The sequence below is a fragment of the Pseudoalteromonas sp. BZB3 genome (assembly GCF_040104455.1).
Lineage (GTDB): Bacteria > Pseudomonadota > Gammaproteobacteria > Enterobacterales > Alteromonadaceae > Pseudoalteromonas.
Genome location: NZ_JBECOS010000016.1, coordinates 150,092 through 169,755, shown reverse-complemented (window position 1 = coordinate 169,755; position 19,664 = coordinate 150,092). Strand labels below are relative to the sequence as shown.

Here is a 19,664-nt window from a genome sequence, read left to right as displayed (position 1 = left end):
TTCAATCTGAGCCATGATCAAACTCTTCAATTAAAAGTTTTTTGAATCCGAAGATTCGTGCTCAATGAATTCTGTATAAATTGACTATATAGTCACTCATAAGAAATTGAGACTCTAAATTTTTTGCCCCTGAATCAAGAGCTGTTAGAACTCAATCTGTACGAGTGCCCACACAGATGATTGCTTCATATTTTTAAAGAACATTTCCGGTTACCCGGTGTAACTAACGCCTGGCTAGTTACCGCAGCCTTGCTGCGAAGTGGAGCGCTATGATAACGACTTCACTTTTTATGTCAACACTTAATTTCAATCTTTTTCTTAAGAGAAAGTTTTAAGATTAAGTTTTATTTGACTCGACATCGTTTTGATTTGCTTTTCAGCGTCTCGCCCCGTGTCAGTGGGTGCGCATTATAGGGAGAAATTAAAAGCGCGCAACCCTTTTTTTAAAGAAAAATGCAAAAAACTGACTGTTCGCGTGTATTTTAAACAAAACGTCTGTTTTCAGATGTTTTCTGTACAAAAAGAAATCAGAACGAAGTAAAACTACAATATTTAAGTCATATAACCACCCCCTAATCATTCGGGGGAACTTAAGTATTGTCGAGAAGAAAGATAATGCAAGGAAGAAAATGAAATTAATTTGGGCACACATATAAAATGAATGCCCAATGATTAGTCTGCTTATTACTTTATAAATGTAATAACGCCGTTATCTACCGTTACTCTAATTTTATCACCTGAGATAAATTCGCCTGACAATAGTTTTTGTGCTAATGGGTTTTCGACGTATTGTTGTATTGCGCGTTTAAGAGGTCTTGCACCAAACACAGGATCAAAACCATGCGCAGCAATCTTATCTAACGCTTCAGGTAATAATTCAAACTGATAACCTTTCTCGAAAAGTCTGGCTGTCAATTTATCTAGTTGTATATTCGCGATCTCTTTAATATGCTCATCTATTAAAGGATGGAACACGACGGTTTCATCGATGCGGTTTATAAACTCAGGTCTAAACTGAGTAGCCAGGACACCCATCACCTTTTCTTTTAATGATGTATAGTCATTTTGACCAGCTTGCTCTTGGATGATGTCAGATCCTAAGTTTGACGTCATAATGATCACTGTGTTTTTAAAATCAACAGTACGGCCTTGACCATCAGTTAAACGGCCATCATCTAAAACTTGTAGCAATATATTGAACACATCAGGGTGTGCTTTTTCTACTTCATCTAATAACACAACAGAATAAGGACGACGTCTTACTGCTTCTGTTAAATAACCTCCTTCTTCATATCCGACATAGCCTGGAGGTGCACCAACTAATCTTGCGACTGAGTGCTTTTCCATAAATTCGGACATATCAATTCGAACCATGGCTTCTTCAGTGTCAAACATAAAATTAGCAAGTGCTTTTGTTAACTCAGTCTTACCTACACCTGTCGGGCCTAAGAATAAGAATGAACCAATCGGACGATTTGGATCTGCAAGACCAGCTCTTGAACGACGTATAGCATTTGATACCGCATTTACCGCTTCGTCTTGCCCTATTACTTTATTATGTAGTTCATCTTCCATTTGTAGGAGTTTTTCGCGCTCACCTTGTAGCATCTTAGCAACAGGTATCCCAGTCCAGCGTGATAATATTTCTGCAATTTCGTCTTCACCGACCTGATTTTTTAACAAGCTCATTTCTTGCATTTCAGCTTGAGATGCAAGATCTAGTTTTCTTTCTAGTTCAGGAATTCGTCCATACTGAAGCTCTGACATTCTTTGCAAGTCGCTTGCTCGACGTGCAACTTCAAGATCTAATCTCGCTTGCTCTAGCTCACCTTTTATTACTTGCGTGCCCTGTAAAGATGCTTTTTCGGCATTCCACACTTCATCAAGTTCTTTGTATTCACTCTCTAATTCTGAAATTAGACTCTGCATTTCAGTACGACGCTTTTGACTTGCTTCGTCTTTTTCTTTCGCCAGTGCATTGTCTTCTAACTTTAGTTGAATGATCTTACGCTCTAACCTATCTAGTTGCTCAGGTTTAGAATCTATTTGCAAACGAATAGAGCTGCCTGCTTCATCAATTAAGTCAATGGCCTTATCAGGAAGTTGTCTATCTGAAATATAACGATGGGAAAGGTTCGCTGCAGCAACAATTGCAGGATCTGTGATGTCTACAGAGTGATGAAGCTCATAACGCTCTTTTAAACCACGTAAAATAGCAATTGTGTCAGAGACACTTGGCTCACTCACAAATACTTTTTGAAAACGTCTTTCTAGCGCAGCATCCTTTTCAATATATTGACGATATTCATCTAGAGTAGTGGCTCCCACACAATGTAGCTCACCTCGGGCAAGTGCAGGTTTCAACATATTGCCTGCATCCATTGCACCGTCAGTTTTACCCGCACCTACCATAGTGTGGATTTCATCAATGAATAAAATCACTTGTCCTTCTTCTTTTGCCAGTTCATTTAGAACTGACTTTAGGCGTTCTTCAAATTCACCACGGTATTTTGCACCAGCTACCAGAGAACCCAAATCAAGAGAAAGAACTCGCTTGTTTTTAAGACCCTCAGGTACTTCTCCATTAATGATACGTTGTGCTAAACCTTCAGCAATGGCTGTTTTACCAACGCCTGGCTCACCGATTAGAACTGGATTATTCTTAGTACGTCTCTGTAGTACTTGTATTGTGCGTCGGATTTCTTCATCGCGGCCAATTACAGGATCTAGTTTTCCCTGCTCTGCACGCTCAGTCAGATCAATAGTGAATTTTTCAAGAGATTGACGTGTGTCTTCAGCATTTGGGTTATCAACTTTTTGACCGCCTCGAATTGCTTTTATAGCTTGCTCTACTTTCTTTTGAGTTAATTGTAACTCTCTTAAAATTTGACCTAATTCGCCTTTATCTTCACACGCAGCAAATACAAATAACTCACTCGATATATATTCGTCTTTGCGCTTTTGAGCATATTTATCACACAAATTAATAAGAGAAATAAGTTCATTGTGAAGTTGAACGTCTCCACCGATACCTGAAACCTTAAATATTTTATCGATTGATTTAGTCAGTTTATTATTTAGTTCGTCAGCACTGATCCCTGCTTGCGCTAGTAAAGCTCTAACACTTGAACCATTTTGCTGAAGTAGTGCATACATCAAATGCACAGGCATAATAAATTGATGGTCTCGGCCTAATGCCAGTGATTGCGCATCGGAAAGTGCAGATTGGAATTTACTTGTGAATCTATCTAAACGCATGACGTCTAAACCTTTATAAAAATAATCTAGTTACTTTATGGGTATTCAACAGGTATTGTTCAAGGCTATTTTAGAGTTTTAATTTGATTTATTTGCGCCAAATCAAGGTCGCTAATCGACCCGTAATTGCATCTCTGCGGTAGGAGAAATACTTTGTTGGCATAGAAAAGGTGCATTCATAATGACTGTATATTTGTGTTATGCCAAGCGAAGACAACTGCCGTTTGGCAATAGAAAAAATATCAGCTAAAAACTTTTTATTTTGTCGCTCTGTAAAGTCATCAATATGTGATGAATTCATGCACGTAAAAGCATTCACAACATCTGAACCCACTTCAAATGCAGTAGGCCCAATTGCTGGGCCTAACCAAGCCGATATTTGTTGATTCGGTGCGGTAAACTTCTCAATAGTTTTCTCAATAATATTGCCAGCAAGAGGCCGCCAGCCACCATGAACAGCAGCCACTTCTTTACCATTGTTACTCGCTAACAGAATTGGCAAACAATCAGCGGTCATAATTGCCAAAGGTTGCGCTTTTAGTTTTGTGTAAAGCGCATCGGCTTTTGGCCTATCAGATACCTTCTGCTCTTTAAAAGAGTTTATTACCTCTACAACATTGGCACTATGGACCTGATCTAACCAAAATGGTGGATTTGGTAAGAACTCACTTAAGACTCGATGATTAGCCAACACAGTATCTTCGTCATCACCAACATGAAACCCAAGGTTAAAACTCGAATAAGGAGGCCTAGAACAACCTCCTAAACGTGTAGTTTGAATACCACCGACAACTTGGTGTAATGGCCAATCAACTAACTGCATATTCTAATAGACTAAATCGGGGTTAGCTTTCGTATCATCACGTAACGCCTGGGTAAGAATTTGCATATCTTCAGGTACAGGCGCTTCCCAAGTCATTTGCTCTCCCGTAATTGGGTGCGCAATACTTAACTTAATTGCATGCAGCGCCTGACGTTTAAAGTCTCTTAGCTGCGCGAACAATTCTGGGGTTGCATTGCGAGGAGGGCGAGGACGGCCGCCATACAATTGATCCCCAACTAGCGGATGCGTTAAATAAGCCATGTGTACACGAATTTGGTGAGTACGACCTGTTTCTAGTCTTAAGCGTAAACGTGTGTGCGCTCTGAACTTTTCTGCAACGCGGTAATGCGTTACCGCAGGTTTGCCCATTTCATGAATAGCCATATGCGTGCGTTTTGTTGCATGACGACCAATTGGTTTTTCAACCATGCCTCCAGCTGTCATTGTACCATTACAAATCGCTTCATATTCACGGGTAAAGTTATCACGTTTTTGTAGGGCTTTAACAAGATGTGTTTGAGCCTGGATGGTTTTTGCAACAACCATTAAACCTGTCGTGTCTTTATCTAGACGATGCACAATACCCGCTCGTGGCACATTAATGATATCTGGGTGATGATGTAATAAGGCATTTAATACTGTGCCATCTGGATTACCAGCACCAGGGTGTACCACTAGCCCCATAGGCTTGTTAATAACAAGGATGTCATCATCTTCATAAACGATGTTTAGGTCGATGTCTTGTGCTTCATATTCACGTGGCGCTTCGATTTGCGTCTCGATGGAAATTAACTCCCCACCTAGCAGCTTTTCTCTTGGTGTCGATAAGACCTCACCATCGACGGTGACTTTTTCATCTAAAATCCAAGTTTTTATTCTTGAACGTGAAAAATCAGGGAACATTTGCGCCAAAATTTGGTCTAGACGTTTACCGCCTAATTCAGTTGGCACTTCGGCTTGAAGAGAAATTTGCTCAGACATCTGTTAGTTTACCTAAATTACCAGTGCAAGCTTAGCTCGACTGGGTTAGAATCGCATAAATGCATAGTTTACTCGGTTTTGCCATCTTGGCCTAGCCGAAGACACCAAAGGTAGTAAAATAAAATGATAACTAAATTAGGGAAACGCGCCTTTGCCATCCTAGTCAGCACTTCTTTTCTAGGTCTTGCGGCATGCTCTTCTGCACCAGAGCAAGAAGATATCGAACGTGTGCCGAATAAATCAGCACAAGCACTCTATGAAGATGCTAAATCAACCTTAGACTCTGGTTTATATGCACGTTCTATTGAGTTACTGGCTGCGTTAAATTCTCGTTATCCATTTGGTCCTCATGCACAGCAAGTACAAATGGATCTCGTTTTTGCCTATTACAAAACAGGAAACACTGATCAGGCACTTGCAACAATCGACCGCTTTATTCGTCTAAACCCAAATCATAAAAACTTAGACTACATGTATTTTATGCGTGGCTTAGTTAATATTCAGGCCGATAAAAATGCCTTTCAAGAATACTTCGGCATAGATAGAGCTGACCGTGATGCAAGTCGCACCCGTGTTGCTTTCCAAGATCTTTCAACTTTAGTAGATAGCTATCCTGAAAGCCCATATGTACCTGAAGCAAAAAAACGCTTAGTATGGCTTTTAAATAAAATGGCTCGTTACGAAATTAAAGTAGCTGAATATTATTTTGAGCGTGAGGCATATCTAGCCGCAGCTAACCGTGGTAAATATGTTGTGGAACACTTTTCCCAAAGCAGCTATTTAATCACAGCACTTGAGATAATGGAGAAAAGCTATGCCAAGCTTGGACTTGATGAGTTGAGCAAGCATGCACAGCAGACGCGTTTATTAAACGAGCAACAGCGACAGATAAATTAATTTGCGTTAATAAACAAAAAAGGCGCTCTTTGAGCGCCGTTTTTGTTTAATCTCATTAAATAGCTTCTTCGTCTTCTTCACCTGTTCGAATACGCACTACACGCTCGACTTCAGTCACGAAGATTTTACCGTCACCTATTTTACCTGTCTGCGCTGTTTTAAGAATAACTTCGATCGCTCTATCAACATCTTCGTCAGCTAAAACAATATCTAGTTTCACTTTAGGCAAAAAATCGACCATATATTCCGCACCACGGTATAGCTCTGTATGGCCTTTTTGACGACCAAAGCCCTTCACTTCACAGACTGTCATACCTGTAATGCCTATTTCAGACAAAGCTTCACGAACATCATCGAGTTTAAAAGGTTTAATTATTGCTTCTATTTTTTTCATGGTGTTTTATTTCCTTAGCGAGTGAGTCGATTTTAGACAATCCCACTATTCATAGCAAACAAACTCGTTGCAAACTATTGAGAAAAAGCTTCATAATGAAATATGCTACAATTGAAAAATTGCTCTTTTCTAGGCGTCAATATGAAACATCGTGGCTTCACGTTATTAGAACTACTCATCACTATTGCGATATTAGCTATTTTAGTGACCTTGTCTTTTGCCGGTAATACGGATCTAAATGAAAAAACACGTGCAGAGTCTTTTATGCTTGAGTTGAAAAGACACATCACATTTGCTCGAGCAAAAGCTACAACCAGTGATGAAATCGTCATCTTATGCCCTGTCGATGCCACAAAACTCGCTGCAAACGAAAATCTCACATGCATCAATAACTGGAAGAATAACCAGATCATTTCATTTATTGATAAAAATAATAATGGCACATATGAAGTAGCGAGTGATGATTTACTTCGCGTTATGGATAAGCTTATAGCAAATGACAATCTAAAAGCACCAGATACGCGTTTAAGGTTTGATAGTAGTGGTCGTGTTGTGAATACAAACGCTGGTCAATTTATCTATTGTCCTTTAAATCAAACTGAACATGCCAAAGCGCTGACACTCACAGTTGGTGGGACTGCACTGTATAACGGTGATAGCAGCACCGGCTGTTCATAAAATAACATTGACAAACTAATACTTTATTCTATATTTATAATCTCAATTTAATCTTATTAAGGTTGCAAGGATGGCAGCTAAAAACTCATTTAATCGCGTTCGAGGTTTAACTCTGATTGAGTTACTCGTCACCCTATCTTTAATCGTTATTCTTACTTTTTTGGCTATGCCTTCCTTCAATAGCGTTTTACACAAAAATAGACCTGAAGTAGCGCTTAAACAGATAAAGCGGCAAATCTTTCTGTCGCGAGGCTATGCTATAACCCACGATAAATACATTAGTTTTTGTGGTTTAGTACATAATAAGTGTCACAAAGATCTTTGGCATGAATCATTAACCAGTTTTGTCGATACCAATAGAAACCATGTACTCGATACCGATGAAGAAGTACTCTACGTCATTGACCGTATTAATATCCAAGATGAATTATCATACCCACGACATGCCATTACATTTAAGCCCGATGGTAGTTTAAAAGGGTTAGCAAATGGTACTTTTGTCTATTGTGCATTTGACCTCAAAGGCAAACCTACTGGACTTGAAATGAGTATTAACAATGCAGGTAGAGCAAGGGTGAGGGATACTAGAAAATGTAAGGAGCGCATTTAGCGCTCCCAGCAATCATCCGTATCACTTATGCCTGTAGAACCTTTAACTCCTGTATCAGTAATGGTAAACGTAGAACAAGCAGTATCACCTGCCACTGCACCAGAAGCTGCTGTTGCCGTGATTTTGAATGATGTACCTGTGTCTGGCACCTCAACTGTAATGGTAAAATAACCATTTTCACTCGTAGAAGGGACATTTATTAAGCTCAAATCATCTGCATAGCTTCTGTTATCAGCATAATATTGCTCTTGTTTATTGGCAGCATCTAATAGTAATACCATTGCATCTGAGCGCGCGGCTCGCTTAACGTATTCTGTATACTGAGGATAAGCGACAGAAGCTAGAATGCCCGCTATCGCAACAACAATCAGCATTTCGAGCAAGGTAAAGCCCTTTATATGATTACTTTTCATCATGATCCTCTCGTTTGTAAATATACATTTGTTTTGTCGTAATACCATGCACTTCATTACTCAAAAATGTTGGCTGCCCCGTGCTACTGAGTGTTGGTAAGGGACCCGCCACTTTTGCACTTAAGAATGGTTCACTCGGTTTACTGCCATCGGGGCCTTTACCTCCTGAAGAATCAGTACTCTTTAATTCAATATTTAAACGGCCAGTGCTACGTTTGTACCCCCCTTCTGTTTCTGATTCTTTATTGTAAAGGATCACTGGTGTACTGGGGACTTCTCTCTCAGTGTCATATCTGATCTTCTGGAACACACGCGCCCCATAATGTAAATGTAAAGCATATAAAGAACCACCGCCACTGCCTACCGAACATTGGTCTACCGTAGTATCTAAGTGTGGTGTGAACGAAGTAAAGTAAGCAATACCGCCCACGACAGTTGCTTTTGCTAACGATTTTTCTCCAGCACTCAGTTGATATTTCCATCCTTTAAGCGCACCTAGCTCCGCTTCTTTTTCGTAAAAAGCTTGTTTAGACGTTGCTTGGTAGAAAGGTTCATCTTTTACTTGCATAAGCTGGCTATGGTAAATCGTATCTGGTACCTCATCACCTTGGTATGAGCGTGTTACCGTGTTTTCATCACGTATCACATAGAGCTGATTATTCACTGTTTTCTCTAGTGGACTTGCTCTATTACCACTGCCTATAATAATCGCTTCATAGGGGACTTCTCTTCGTGTTGTATACGAGTCATTGTTGGTTATCGTCTTGGTGACTTTACTAAAGAAAGTACGAGCAACTAATGGTTGATAAAAGAAACGTCTATCATCTCTGTCTTTCGAACCTGCTAACTCTGCAAATTTAAAGTGGGTCCAAGGGTTTTCAGTGTCATTTGGTTTATCTCTTGGCATATCAACCCGCCAAATGTTACCACCTGTATCTGCTGCATAGATCCTATCCGTAAATCCATCGTAATCCGAGTCCATGAGTGAAACATCTGCTGCAATACTATGGAGGCCTTCAAATTTACTCGCTTGTTCGGTATTAATACTCGGACCACCTGGTGTCAATGACCAAACTAAATTGCCACTCTCTGCATCGACAATGAATAAACCTCGTCCCTTGCTATCTTTCGTTTTAGAAATATTGTCTTTATTGGTATCGTAACCTGCAGCAAAAATCACCACAGGCTTTTCTTTTTGTGAACGAATGTATGTCACGAAAGGCTTTGACCATGACTGACCTAACTCTTCAAAGCCTGTTTTTCCTGGTGTTATAGGAGCCCCCCATAACATTTTAGGTGTATCGGGACTCGTTATATCTAAGGCGTAGTACGCGGTTCCACCTCTTCTGAGTCCAAAAAACAGCCATACTTTATCTGAACCATTAACAATGCGGTCTCGGTTAATATCTTTATGGAATACCGTTATTGGACCATCAACACCATAAAGCTTAGTTCCATCCTGCTTATTCATTAGCGGCTTATGAATATCAAGCAACTGACCAGGTAAAAACGCCCAACTTTCATTTACAATGTTGCCATTATCTTTGAAAGCATGCAAAACACCGGAGTTAGTGCCAACAAAGACACGGATATCATTGTTGCCATAATCCATGGTAACCGGTTTTGAGTGAAGAGGGTCACCAAAAATATCTTTTCTTATATCTGAATCACTATTTTCATCTAGTACATCTTTGCCTGAAGCCCAACTCATAATTTGCTTAGCTTCAGTGTTATCATTTGCGTTAAATAGTTTTCTTAATTGCTTTGCACCAACTTTATTTTTCGCTTTATTCCATTTGAAATCTATCAGAGTACCTTTCCCAAAATCCGAAAATAGTTTACGAGAGGTTTGCTTAGATAATTGATAATTCACACCACCTTGCTCGATATTATTTCCATCTTTTGAACCAGGTGCAGACCAAAAGGTTGTCGCATCTTTACTGATAATGCCATCTTGTGCATCGAGCGCAGGCTTATTTGACATATCGATGATTTCACCGTCTTTGACTTGAAGCTTTTTTAGATTCCCTCTCCATCGAGTATGTTTTTCAGGTAAGAACATGGTGTAGTACAGGGAGTTACCACTTTGAGTTTGATCTGAGCTATTCATTGATACCGAAGGAGACACAAAACTCGAATTCCGTTGATTGATATCACTGATGATTTTATTAAAGTCTTCTTTTAATTTTTCCGCAGTATCCGCTTGATAGTATTTACCACCGCCTAGTTCAGCGGTTTTTTTCAAGATATCTTCTCCAGCATCACTCATTCCTTGTCCAAAGCCAACCGTATAGACATATGCTGTGTCTTTTAAATCTGAAGAACTAGGATATAAATCTATTTCGACAGGATCACTACCACCGCGGCCATGCATAACAGCAGCAATAGCTGGCATGTAATTGCTTCTTACAACTGGTACAGTTTCATTATAAATACCTTTATGCTTCCAGTAGATACTATTATTGGCATTACCATCTGCAGATGGATCGCCATCTGTCATCAAGATCACATTTACGGCACTATTACAACGCTGTTCCCCGGCTTTGGGCACAAACGGAGAAATATACTTACCACCCGATTCGATACTCGTATCTCTACCAGATGATTGACCGTCTGCATAGCGAACGCTCCCACCGGTCAAATAAAGGTAGGCTTCCCAAAGCGTTTCACTTAAAGGCGTACCGCCATTGGCCTCTAATGTATTTATTTTATTTTTTATCTCAGAACTGCTAGCGCCTATACCTGACAATACATAACCACCCTGGTTATCACTGTTAAAACGCATTAAGCCAAAATCGACATTTGTATTATCATTTATAAGCTCAGTGATGGTATTTTTTGCAACCCCCAAACGATTGTCTGAGCATAATATATATTTTCCTCTGTAGTAGTCATAACCACAGCTGTATCCAGTTGTACTAGAGAATGCCATACTGCCCGAGGTGTCAAATACAATCATTACCCTAGGCTTTTCTTGAATATCTATATTATGTTTAACGAAAAGCTCTATATCTTCAGCTTTTGTAGTAAAGGCAATGATCAAAGCTATAAGGCAAAAAAATACGTTATGTTTCATCTTAGCTGCCCTCATTGTGACTAATGATTTCTTGACCAATCCCTATGACCACAGTAATTGTATGCTTATTCTTAGAACCGTAAGTGATGGTTGACTCCATTTCCGTTAAGTTGCAGGTTAAGCCATCTGTATAAGCGAACTGCCTTGGGCAATGCAATTCCATTTCGCCATTATTCAAATTTTTAAGTGTATTCGTCATATGTGAAGGGGTTGAGGACGAACTCATATCCATACCATCATCAGGCATTTGTTGGCGCTTGAGTGTAAATCGATTGTTGGCACTGGTTCCTTCTGCAACTATGAGTTTATGGATCTCACCAATAAGTTCGGTTTCAGCCTCTGCACGCTCTTGTGCTGCATTGGTGATTTTTAAATCGATACTACTGCTACTCATTAAACTTACAGCGACTGCTGTGACCGCGACTATCATGATCATGGCTGTGATTAGAACAACACCTTTCTGCTTTTTTACATTCGCCATGCTGTAGACCCCACATTATTCAAACGGATTGTCGTTGTAAAAACGGTTCGCCTATATTTATCGGTAAAAGTATGAACTCGTTTATCATCATCTAGTCCGAGCGTATAAGTCTGACTTTTTAACTCTAAATCGGCATCAGCCTCTAAGGACCTGACGAGTAAAAAAACTTGAACCGTTAAAATACCGTTGGTGTTTTCCCAGAGTTCTGCGGTCATGGCCTGAGTACTTCGGTAGGTATCCACTTTATTATCTGAGTCACTGTCTATACCAAACACCATACGCATATCTTCAATGCCTTCCATGATGGGCTCAGTCACTAAGCCACCATTTTCAGTTAATCTTTTACGCATTAGAACAGGCACAACTATATCTCTATTATTAATTTTTAAGGTTTGCTCATTGATATAGTAAACATGATGGCTATAAGGCCATAACGTCGCGTTTACTGTAGGTAATGGGTTTTTAGCAGCATCCCCGGTTATAAATTGTGCTTTTTCTTGCTCAGCAATGAAATAATATCGATTCGTATTTGTGATAGTCTCAGGTGTCATCTGACGCCCTTCAAGAAACTTTAACTGAATAACATTCGTGTCTTCCTTCGAGTCGTCAACACAGCCTAGCATTTCGTTGCCATCAGACACTTCTGCGAATATAGGTCTAAAGTTTGTCGGGGTGGTATCAGGAAAACTGCCGTTATTTAACCCGCCAAAACAATCAGGATCAGGGTTTGATTCACCTACCGTGTTATCTACTGAGAATTCAGCCTCATAAAATGTGCCCCAAAATCCAATCTGCTCTATATCTCTTCTTAGAATAGATAAAGTTAGGCGACCTGTTTCTTGCAACTCACCAATTGCCATCGTATCTCGAGTTGTCGCTTTCATGCTCACATAAGTCGCAATGACACCACCTAAAATTAAGAAGCCAATAAACATAGAAATCAGAAATTCTAAAATAGTGAAACCTTTCTGCTTCATTTTATCCTCTGATCAATAAGTAACTATCTAGTTTTACTAAACGACGCCTATCATCGACATTACCGCACTGTATGTCTCTAGTCGCATCGGACGCTTTAAAGTCTTGCCTACCACGCCACGAAACAATGACGCTCACATCAAACCCCATTCCTGCAGTATTCGCTACTGGTGTAATATTGATACAGACCGTCGCTTCGTCCAAAGACCCAGTATTTTCTCTTGCTCTAATCGCTGCTTTCCAGTTTTCAAGATCAGTTCTGGCAATATTCTGTGCGCTACATACATCTGTATAACAATCATCTCGAGGGCTTAAATCTGTGTCGCTACTGAACGTTTGTTTATACAAAGACACTATATCTGCAGTATCATTTGATCTGATACGCTGCATAATATCTTCACCCAACGAAATTGCAGCCGCACGTTGCATAGAGTCAAAACTGGCTTTTTTGGCTTGCGCCTGTAAAGCTACAGCGCCTAATAACCCAAAGCTCAACACCATAAATGCGATTAGCACTTCAAGAAGGGTGAACCCTGATTGTGTTCGATTGATGAATGGCATACACAGTCAAAAACGGTTTATGATGTGTGCATTGTTAAAGAGTTGCTTACTAGAAGCAATTTTTGAAAGGATAAGCGGTTTTTATTTCTGACAAACGGTCTATAAATGATTTTTTATTGCAGAATAAGCACGGCGGCTTACCGCTAATTTTTCAGGATAGTCAGCTAAACTAACCAGAATACCTGAATGTGTATGTTCGAGTTGCTTTATGGACTTTGCCTTTACTAATGTATTACGGTGAATTTGTACAAAATGTTCAGGGTAAAGATTGAGTAGCTTTTTTAGGCTTAAATCAATTGTCGCATCACCACCTTGGAAGTAGATCTGCGTTAGCTTATCTTCCGCTTTAGCCACTATCACATCATCAACATCAACCCAACGGGTTTGATTTCCTACTTGATACTGAATGCGAGGTTTAAATAAGCGCGCTAGAAGTGAAAACAAATCCGATTGACTCACAGGCTTAACCAAAAAACCAGCTGCAAACACATTAAAAGCTTGCAAAGCAAATTCACTGTGGGCGGTAATAAAGATTATTTTTAAGTCACGATATCTCTGATTAAGTATTTCAGCCGTTTTAATACCATCAAGCCCTGGCATATTGATATCAAGAAACAGCAATTGTACTGAGTGTTCTTTTATAGCCGGCTCAACCTCATCACCAGAACTTACTTGTGCAACACACTCATAATGTGGCCAGACTGATAGCAAACGTATAATTCTTGCTCTTGCCAAAGGTTCGTCATCAGCGATGATGTACTTCATACTTTAGCTCCAATGGGAATACTTAACTCTGCCACGAACTTATCTTGCTCAATTGTCGTTTGTAAACTTGCACTATTTCCAAAATGAAGCTCAATCCGAGCTTTAATATTCGACAGGGCGATCCCCTGCCCTGAATGACCATTGCGGTCATAATGAGTAATTGGATTAGTTATCTTGATAACTATTTGCTCAGCAGCATCCAAAATAAACACTTCAATTTGGCTTTTATTGCCACTCGGTTCAACACCATAATTCACTGCATTTTCGAGCAAAGGCTGAATTGATAAAACAGGCACTTGGCTTGCTAAGTTGCAAGAATCAATCTGCCATATAACTTCAAACTTATCACTAAAACGCCATGCCTCTATCGCCAAATATTGCTTTGATAAGTTTATCTCATCTTCAAGTGTCGTTAATTGTTGAGTACGCATGGCGGCTTGTGATAAACGCGCAAGATTTAACGTCGCCTGTTCCGCGGCTTGAGGATCAAGATGAGCTAACTCGGCAATGGTATTAAGGCTATTATTTAAGAAATGCGGCCTTATACGAGCATGCAATGCGTCAAGCTCCACCTTCGAAAGCGTTTTAATTGTCTCTACTCGTTCAGCATAAATGCTCATTAAATAAATGAAAAATAACTGCATACCTAACCCCAGCACACAGTGCTGAGTCGCAATAGTCCAGTCAATTTGCCCTGCAATATAATGCTGTGACAATAAACTTAGAATTAAGGTATTTGTCTGAAAAATAGCTAAAATTATAAGGATTTCTGAATGGGAACTGAGTTTTGATAGCTGCGTTTTTAAGCCATAAACTACAGCCAAACTTGTCGTGCTGACAAGGTGAATAAATAGACTAATTAAACCTAGACGCTCCCATGCTGAGCCAACGCTCATCGGGGCAAACGCTAACAGGGTTGCTAGTAATTGTGAGGTAACGAGCATGGCAAGTACACCACGCTCAGTCACCATAATAGGCAGCAATGCAGATGTTAAATCAGGCGATTTAAACCTTGCTGCCATAAAGTTATCTCAACTCGGCAGGCACCGCAAATACAATGCTTTCTTCGATACCTGGGTTTTCGACCACAGTTTTACCACCTAACTCTTTCAAGCGTGTAATAACTTGTTGAACAAGCACTTCAGGGGCTGATGCACCCGCAGTAACACCGACTGAGTTGATATTTTCAAACCAGCTAGCATCAACACAGCTTGCATCATCAATTAAGTAAGCAGTTGTGCCCATCTTCTCAGCAAGCTCACGTAAACGATTCGAGTTTGAGCTGTTTTTAGCTCCCACTACCAATAGCACATCAGCTTTATCAGCAAGATCACGCACAGCATCTTGACGGTTTTGTGTTGCATAGCAAATGTCGTCTTTACGTGGGCCGTCAATTTCAGGGAATTTAGCACGTAACGCATCAATCACATCTGCAGTGTCGTCAACTGATAAAGTTGTTTGACTGCAGTAAAATAAGTTACTTGGATCTTTCACTTCTAGTGCTGCAACATCCTCAGGCGTTTCTACTAAGTAAATACCACCTTCTGGGTTGTCGTATTGACCCATGGTGCCTTCCACTTCAGGATGACCTTGGTGACCAATCAAAACACATTCAGTGCCACGGCGGCTTGCGCGTGTTACTTCCATATGCACTTTAGTAACTAGAGGACAAGTAGCATCAAATACTTTTAATTCACGACGCTTCGCTTCTGCTCGTACAGCTTGCGATACACCGTGCGCACTGAAAATAACAATGCTGTCGTCAGGTACTTGGTGTAACTCTTCAACAAAGACAGCACCGCGATCTTTTAAGCCATTAACCACATACTTGTTATGTACGACTTCATGACGCACATAAATAGGCGGGTTAAAAATATCTAATGCACGCTCCACTATTGAGATAGCGCGATCAACACCCGCACAAAAGCCACGAGGGTTAGCTAACAAAATATCCATTAGCCAGTTACCTCTAGAATATCAACTTCAAACGTTACCTTTTGACCAGCTAGAGGATGGTTGAAATCGATTGTTACAGAGTCACCTGCCACTTCACGCACAAGGCCAGGTAGCTCAGTGCCATCTGGCTGAGTGAAAGCAATAATACTGCCCACTTCAGCTGGTGCATCAGGACCAAACTTACTGCGCTCAACATAATAGATGTTGTCTGGATTTGGCTGACCAAAGGCGTCTTCAGGCTCTAAATCAAAAGATTTACTCTCACCCGCTTTTAAGCCTAAAAGGCATTTTTCAAAGTTTTCAGTCAGGCTGCCATCGCCCATGAACAACTTTGCAGGTTTGTTATGTACTTTTGTTGAATCAGCTGCCGATCCGTCTTCTAGCTTGATCGAAAAATGAAAAAGAACTTCTGATTTTTCGCCAATGACGTGTTCGCTCATGCTTTTTTCTCCTGAGAACCATCTGCACCTTCACCTGTGAAGGCATCTAAAAGAAGTAGACCCGCACCACATACAATTGCGATATCAGCCACATTGAATGCTGGATAGTGCCAATCTTGATAATAAAAATGTAGAAAATCTACAACATAACCATGCACTAAACGGTCAACGAGGTTGCCAATTGCACCACCAATAACCATCGAGTAAGCACCACATAACACCCAGTTTTTCGCAGGTAGCTTCTTCAGCCAACAAGTCAATAATACACTGATCACCACTGCAATACTGCTGAAAAACCAGCGTTGCCAACCTCCTGCATCACTTAAGAAGCTAAACGCAGCCCCATAATTATGCATGTAAGTGAAGTTAAAAATTGGCAAAATCTCTATAGATTCATAGAGCTTCATATTTGCCACGACTACAGCTTTGGTTATGTAGTCTACTGCAAAAAGCAGTAGACTCAGTACTAACCAAATTAAACCCGATTTTTGTTTAACTTCGGTCACTAGTTGCTCCTACGCAAACTGACGCTGTTCGCCGTCACCGTCAACGTTGCTCACACAACGACCACAGATCTCTTCATGGCCTTCGTGTGTACCAACATCTTCACAGTAGTGCCAGCAGCGGTCACACTTCTTCGCATCCGTTGAAGCGACTTTAATGAATAAGCCATCAATATCTGAAGACTCTGCGTCTTCAGGTTGTGCACTGACTACTTCAACATTAGCTTTTGACGTCAATAGTACGAAGCGTAGCTCATCACCGATCTTATTCAGTGTCTCAGCTAAATCACCACCAGTGTATAGCGTCACCTCTGCTTGTAACGTTGCACCAATAACTTCATCTTTACGCGAAGCTTCTAATACTTTGTTAACTGCATCACGTACTTCAAGCACTTGCTGCCAGTAGGTATTATCAAGCTGACCTTCAGTCACATTTGCTAAGCCGTCGTACCAAACATCAGTGAATACAAAGTCATCGCGCTCACCAGGTAATACATCCCAGATTTCTTGAGCTGTGAAGCTCATGATTGGCGCCATCCAACGCGTCATTGCTTCTGCAATGTGGTAAAGCGCAGATTGACAAGAGCGACGTGCATGACTGTCAGCTTTAGCTGTGTATTGACGGTCTTTGATTACGTCTAGGTAGAATGAACCTAGCTCACCGGTGCAGAAGTTCATTAGCTTTTGCGTTACAACAAGCATTTGGTAATTGTCGTAAGCACTGATGATTTCTTTTTGTAACTCAGCGGCGCGTGCCACAATCCAGCGATCTAGCTCAACCATATCTTCAACAGCAACTAAGTCAGTTGCTGGGTTGAAACCGCTTAAGTTTGCAAGTAGGTAACGGCTAGTGTTACGGATACGGCGGTAACGATCAGCTGAACGCTTAAAGATTTCATCCGATACTGTCATTTCTGCCGTGTAATCTGTTGATGCAACCCATAGACGTAAAATGTCAGCACCTAACTTATTCATAACATTCTGTGGAGAAATAACGTTACCTAAAGACTTTGACATCTTGCGGCCGTTTTCATCGACAGTGAAACCATGAGTTAGTACTTGCTTATATGGAGCATGACCGTTAATCGCCACCGAAGTCATCATAGAAGACATAAACCAACCACGGTGTTGGTCAGAACCTTCTAGGTATAAATCTGCTGGACCAGTTAACTCTTCACGCGCATCAACCACACAAGCGTGTGTTACACCTGAATCGAACCATACGTCTAGCGTATCTTGTACTTTTACATACTGCTCGGCATCAGCACCAATTAAATCAGCCGCGTCTAAGTCATACCAAGCTTGAATGCCTTTTTCTTCAACTAGTTTTGCAACGTCTTCGATTAGGCTCTCAGTATTTGGGTGTAATGCACCAGTGTCTTTATCAACGAATAAAGAAATTGGCACACCCCATGTACGCTGACGCGAAATACACCAATCTGGGCGACCTTCTACCATGTTTGCAATACGGCTCTCACCCCACTCAGGTAACCACTGTGTTTTTTCGATTTCACTTAGTGAATCTTTACGTAAGTCAGCTTGGTCCATGCTTACAAACCATTGCGGCGTCGCACGGAAGATAATTGGTGTTTTGTGGCGCCAGCAATGTGGGTAGCTGTGCTGAAGCGCATGGTGATGCATTAACGCGCCTTTTTCGGTTAACACTTCAATCACGCTCGCATTGGCTTTAAATACGTGCTGACCTGCAAATAATTCAGTATCAGGCAGATAAACACCGTTTGCGCCAACTGGGTTAGCGACTTCTAGACCATATGCTTGACCTGCCACGAAGTCTTCTTGACCGTGACCTGGTGCGGTGTGAACAATACCCGTACCAGAGTCTGTTGTTACGTGCTCACCTAAAATGACTGGTACGTCAAAGTCATAGAATGGATGCGCAACACGTAAATTATCTAACGCTACACCTTTTGCATAACCTAATACATGGAAGTGATCGAAACCGAAACGGTCCATACAATCTTTAACAAGCTCAGAGCCAAGGATTAGGCGCTGTACTTTACCTTCGTCTTCAACTTGAACTAGGGCATATTCTAGGTTTTCGTGAACAGCAACCGCACGGTTAGCAGGCAATGTCCAAGGCGTTGTAGTCCAAATAACTGTACCTACCGTACCATTACCTTCATGACCTTCTGCTAAGCCAAATGCTGCAACAACCGCTTGTTGGTCAACAAAGTCAAAACGTACATCAATCGCTGGTGATTGCTTGTCTTGGTATTCAACTTCCGCTTCAGCTAGTGCTGAACCACAGTCTGTACACCAGTGAACCGGCTTAGCGCCTTTGTGTAAGTGACCGTTTTTAATGATACGACCTAAAACACGGATTGCGTTTGCTTCAAAGTCGAAGTTCATTGTTAGGTAAGGCTTGTCCCAGTCACCAAATACACCTAAGCGTTTGAAGTCAGCTTTTTGACCTTCTACTTGCTTTTTAGCATATGCACGACATTTCTCTCTGAACTCTGCTGCAGATACTTTATGACCAGGTTTGCCTACTTTTTTCTCTACTTGTAGCTCGATAGGTAGACCATGGCAGTCCCAACCAGGTACATAAGGCGCATCAAAATCAGAAAGCGTTTTAGACTTAATAATAATGTCTTTTAAAATCTTATTAACTGAGTGACCTAAGTGAATATCGCCATTTGCGTATGGAGGACCATCATGCAAAATAAATGGCTTCTTACCTTTTTTCGCGTTACGAATTTGGCCGTAAAGGTCAGCTTCGTACCAAGCTTTCAGCATTTTTGGTTCGCGTTGCGCAAGATTACCGCGCATTGGAAACTCAGTTTCCGGTAGGTTCAAAGTATGTTTGTAGTCGCTCATTTATCCTAGTTTCCG

18 protein-coding genes are annotated in these 19,664 nt (G+C 40.8%); 3 read left to right on the top strand and 15 right to left on the bottom strand.

Annotated elements, in window-relative coordinates; all coding sequences use genetic code 11:
* Positions 1–684: 684 nt before the first annotated feature.
* The 3 genes from clpB to rluD all read right to left on the bottom strand — a co-directional run bounded on the left by clpB (position 685) and on the right by rluD (position 5,062).
* Positions 685–3,258 (bottom strand): ATP-dependent chaperone ClpB, encoded by a 2,574-nt coding sequence (gene clpB, locus ABMY35_RS18395; protein WP_349287533.1) that lies wholly within the window; start codon positions 3,256–3,258, stop codon positions 685–687.
* 88 nt (positions 3,259–3,346) lie between these two features.
* On the bottom strand, positions 3,347–4,081 hold the full coding sequence (gene pgeF, locus ABMY35_RS18390; RefSeq protein ID WP_349287532.1) for a peptidoglycan editing factor PgeF: 735 nt from the start codon (positions 4,079–4,081) through the stop codon (positions 3,347–3,349).
* 3 nt (positions 4,082–4,084) lie between these two features.
* The gene (rluD, locus tag ABMY35_RS18385; RefSeq protein WP_138483764.1) at positions 4,085–5,062 is read right to left on the bottom strand and encodes a 23S rRNA pseudouridine(1911/1915/1917) synthase RluD; all 978 of its coding nucleotides are present in this window, start codon (positions 5,060–5,062) and stop codon (positions 4,085–4,087) included.
* A 123-nt stretch (positions 5,063–5,185) separates the two neighbouring features.
* Between rluD and ABMY35_RS18380 the strand changes: the two genes are divergently transcribed.
* Positions 5,186–5,959: an outer membrane protein assembly factor BamD gene (locus ABMY35_RS18380; protein ID WP_349287531.1), complete on the top strand. Its 774-nt coding sequence runs from the start codon at positions 5,186–5,188 to the stop codon at positions 5,957–5,959.
* A gap of 55 nt (positions 5,960–6,014) precedes the next feature.
* Here the strand turns inward: ABMY35_RS18380 and glnB are convergent, their stop codons facing one another.
* On the bottom strand, positions 6,015–6,353 hold the full coding sequence (glnB, locus tag ABMY35_RS18375) for a nitrogen regulatory protein P-II (protein ID WP_130256575.1): 339 nt from the start codon (positions 6,351–6,353) through the stop codon (positions 6,015–6,017).
* A gap of 141 nt (positions 6,354–6,494) precedes the next feature.
* On the opposite strand from glnB, the gene ABMY35_RS18370 reads away from it, so the two are divergent.
* Both ABMY35_RS18370 and ABMY35_RS18365 read left to right on the top strand, forming a co-directional pair.
* Entirely contained in the window at positions 6,495–7,031 is a 537-nt protein-coding gene (locus ABMY35_RS18370) for a GspH/FimT family pseudopilin (RefSeq protein WP_138483760.1), read from the top strand.
* A gap of 70 nt (positions 7,032–7,101) precedes the next feature.
* The gene (locus ABMY35_RS18365) at positions 7,102–7,641 is read left to right on the top strand and encodes a GspH/FimT family pseudopilin (RefSeq protein ID WP_349287530.1); all 540 of its coding nucleotides are present in this window, start codon (positions 7,102–7,104) and stop codon (positions 7,639–7,641) included.
* Here the strand turns inward: ABMY35_RS18365 and ABMY35_RS18360 are convergent.
* The 11 genes from ABMY35_RS18360 to ileS all read right to left on the bottom strand — a co-directional run bounded on the left by ABMY35_RS18360 (position 7,638) and on the right by ileS (position 19,649).
* Positions 7,638–8,057, bottom strand: a complete 420-nt coding sequence (locus ABMY35_RS18360) for a type IV pilin protein (RefSeq protein ID WP_349287529.1) — start codon at positions 8,055–8,057, stop codon at positions 7,638–7,640. The genes ABMY35_RS18365 and ABMY35_RS18360 overlap by 4 nt on opposite strands.
* Positions 8,044–11,130, bottom strand: coding sequence for a PilC/PilY family type IV pilus protein (locus tag ABMY35_RS18355; protein ID WP_349287528.1), 3,087 nt, complete (start codon positions 11,128–11,130; stop codon positions 8,044–8,046). Before ABMY35_RS18355 ends, ABMY35_RS18360 begins: the two co-directional genes overlap by 14 nt.
* A 1-nt stretch (position 11,131) precedes the next feature.
* Positions 11,132–11,611 (bottom strand): pilus assembly protein PilX, encoded by a 480-nt coding sequence (locus ABMY35_RS18350; protein ID WP_349287527.1) that lies wholly within the window; start codon positions 11,609–11,611, stop codon positions 11,132–11,134.
* Positions 11,599–12,588 (bottom strand): PilW family protein, encoded by a 990-nt coding sequence (locus tag ABMY35_RS18345; protein ID WP_349287526.1) that lies wholly within the window; start codon positions 12,586–12,588, stop codon positions 11,599–11,601. The genes ABMY35_RS18350 and ABMY35_RS18345 overlap by 13 nt, the downstream gene beginning before the upstream one ends.
* Position 12,589: 1 nt before the next feature.
* Positions 12,590–13,147 (bottom strand): type IV pilus modification protein PilV, encoded by a 558-nt coding sequence (gene pilV / locus ABMY35_RS18340; RefSeq protein WP_349287525.1) that lies wholly within the window; start codon positions 13,145–13,147, stop codon positions 12,590–12,592.
* Positions 13,148–13,246: 99 nt separating this feature from the next.
* Positions 13,247–13,912, bottom strand: coding sequence for a LytTR family DNA-binding domain-containing protein (locus ABMY35_RS18335; RefSeq protein ID WP_349287524.1), 666 nt, complete (start codon positions 13,910–13,912; stop codon positions 13,247–13,249).
* On the bottom strand, positions 13,909–14,934 hold the full coding sequence (locus ABMY35_RS18330) for a histidine kinase (protein WP_349287523.1): 1,026 nt from the start codon (positions 14,932–14,934) through the stop codon (positions 13,909–13,911). The genes ABMY35_RS18335 and ABMY35_RS18330 overlap by 4 nt, the downstream gene beginning before the upstream one ends.
* A gap of 4 nt (positions 14,935–14,938) precedes the next feature.
* Positions 14,939–15,868, bottom strand: coding sequence for a 4-hydroxy-3-methylbut-2-enyl diphosphate reductase (gene ispH, locus ABMY35_RS18325; RefSeq protein WP_349287522.1), 930 nt, complete (start codon positions 15,866–15,868; stop codon positions 14,939–14,941).
* Positions 15,868–16,308, bottom strand: coding sequence for an FKBP-type peptidyl-prolyl cis-trans isomerase (fkpB, locus tag ABMY35_RS18320; RefSeq protein WP_138483742.1), 441 nt, complete (start codon positions 16,306–16,308; stop codon positions 15,868–15,870). The genes ispH and fkpB overlap by 1 nt, the downstream gene beginning before the upstream one ends.
* Positions 16,305–16,814, bottom strand: a complete 510-nt coding sequence (gene lspA / locus ABMY35_RS18315; protein WP_349287521.1) for a signal peptidase II — start codon at positions 16,812–16,814, stop codon at positions 16,305–16,307. The genes fkpB and lspA overlap by 4 nt, the downstream gene beginning before the upstream one ends.
* A 9-nt stretch (positions 16,815–16,823) precedes the next feature.
* Positions 16,824–19,649, bottom strand: coding sequence for an isoleucine--tRNA ligase (ileS, locus tag ABMY35_RS18310; RefSeq protein ID WP_349287520.1), 2,826 nt, complete (start codon positions 19,647–19,649; stop codon positions 16,824–16,826).
* Positions 19,650–19,664: the final 15 nt, after the last annotated feature.

Coding starts and splice junctions, on each gene's coding strand:
- clpB (WP_349287533.1), bottom strand. CDS start 3,258: ATGCGTTTAGATAGATTCACAAGTAAATTCCAATCTGCACTTTCCGAT.
- pgeF (WP_349287532.1), bottom strand. CDS start 4,081: ATGCAGTTAGTTGATTGGCCATTACACCAAGTTGTCGGTGGTATTCAA.
- rluD (WP_138483764.1), bottom strand. CDS start 5,062: ATGTCTGAGCAAATTTCTCTTCAAGCCGAAGTGCCAACTGAATTAGGC.
- ABMY35_RS18380 (WP_349287531.1), top strand. CDS start 5,186: ATGATAACTAAATTAGGGAAACGCGCCTTTGCCATCCTAGTCAGCACT.
- glnB (WP_130256575.1), bottom strand. CDS start 6,353: ATGAAAAAAATAGAAGCAATAATTAAACCTTTTAAACTCGATGATGTT.
- ABMY35_RS18370 (WP_138483760.1), top strand. CDS start 6,495: ATGAAACATCGTGGCTTCACGTTATTAGAACTACTCATCACTATTGCG.
- ABMY35_RS18365 (WP_349287530.1), top strand. CDS start 7,102: ATGGCAGCTAAAAACTCATTTAATCGCGTTCGAGGTTTAACTCTGATT.
- ABMY35_RS18360 (WP_349287529.1), bottom strand. CDS start 8,057: ATGATGAAAAGTAATCATATAAAGGGCTTTACCTTGCTCGAAATGCTG.
- ABMY35_RS18355 (WP_349287528.1), bottom strand. CDS start 11,130: ATGAAACATAACGTATTTTTTTGCCTTATAGCTTTGATCATTGCCTTT.
- ABMY35_RS18350 (WP_349287527.1), bottom strand. CDS start 11,611: ATGGCGAATGTAAAAAAGCAGAAAGGTGTTGTTCTAATCACAGCCATG.
- ABMY35_RS18345 (WP_349287526.1), bottom strand. CDS start 12,588: ATGAAGCAGAAAGGTTTCACTATTTTAGAATTTCTGATTTCTATGTTT.
- pilV (WP_349287525.1), bottom strand. CDS start 13,147: ATGCCATTCATCAATCGAACACAATCAGGGTTCACCCTTCTTGAAGTG.
- ABMY35_RS18335 (WP_349287524.1), bottom strand. CDS start 13,912: ATGAAGTACATCATCGCTGATGACGAACCTTTGGCAAGAGCAAGAATT.
- ABMY35_RS18330 (WP_349287523.1), bottom strand. CDS start 14,934: ATGGCAGCAAGGTTTAAATCGCCTGATTTAACATCTGCATTGCTGCCT.
- ispH (WP_349287522.1), bottom strand. CDS start 15,868: ATGGATATTTTGTTAGCTAACCCTCGTGGCTTTTGTGCGGGTGTTGAT.
- fkpB (WP_138483742.1), bottom strand. CDS start 16,308: ATGAGCGAACACGTCATTGGCGAAAAATCAGAAGTTCTTTTTCATTTT.
- ileS (WP_349287520.1), bottom strand. CDS start 19,649: ATGAGCGACTACAAACATACTTTGAACCTACCGGAAACTGAGTTTCCA.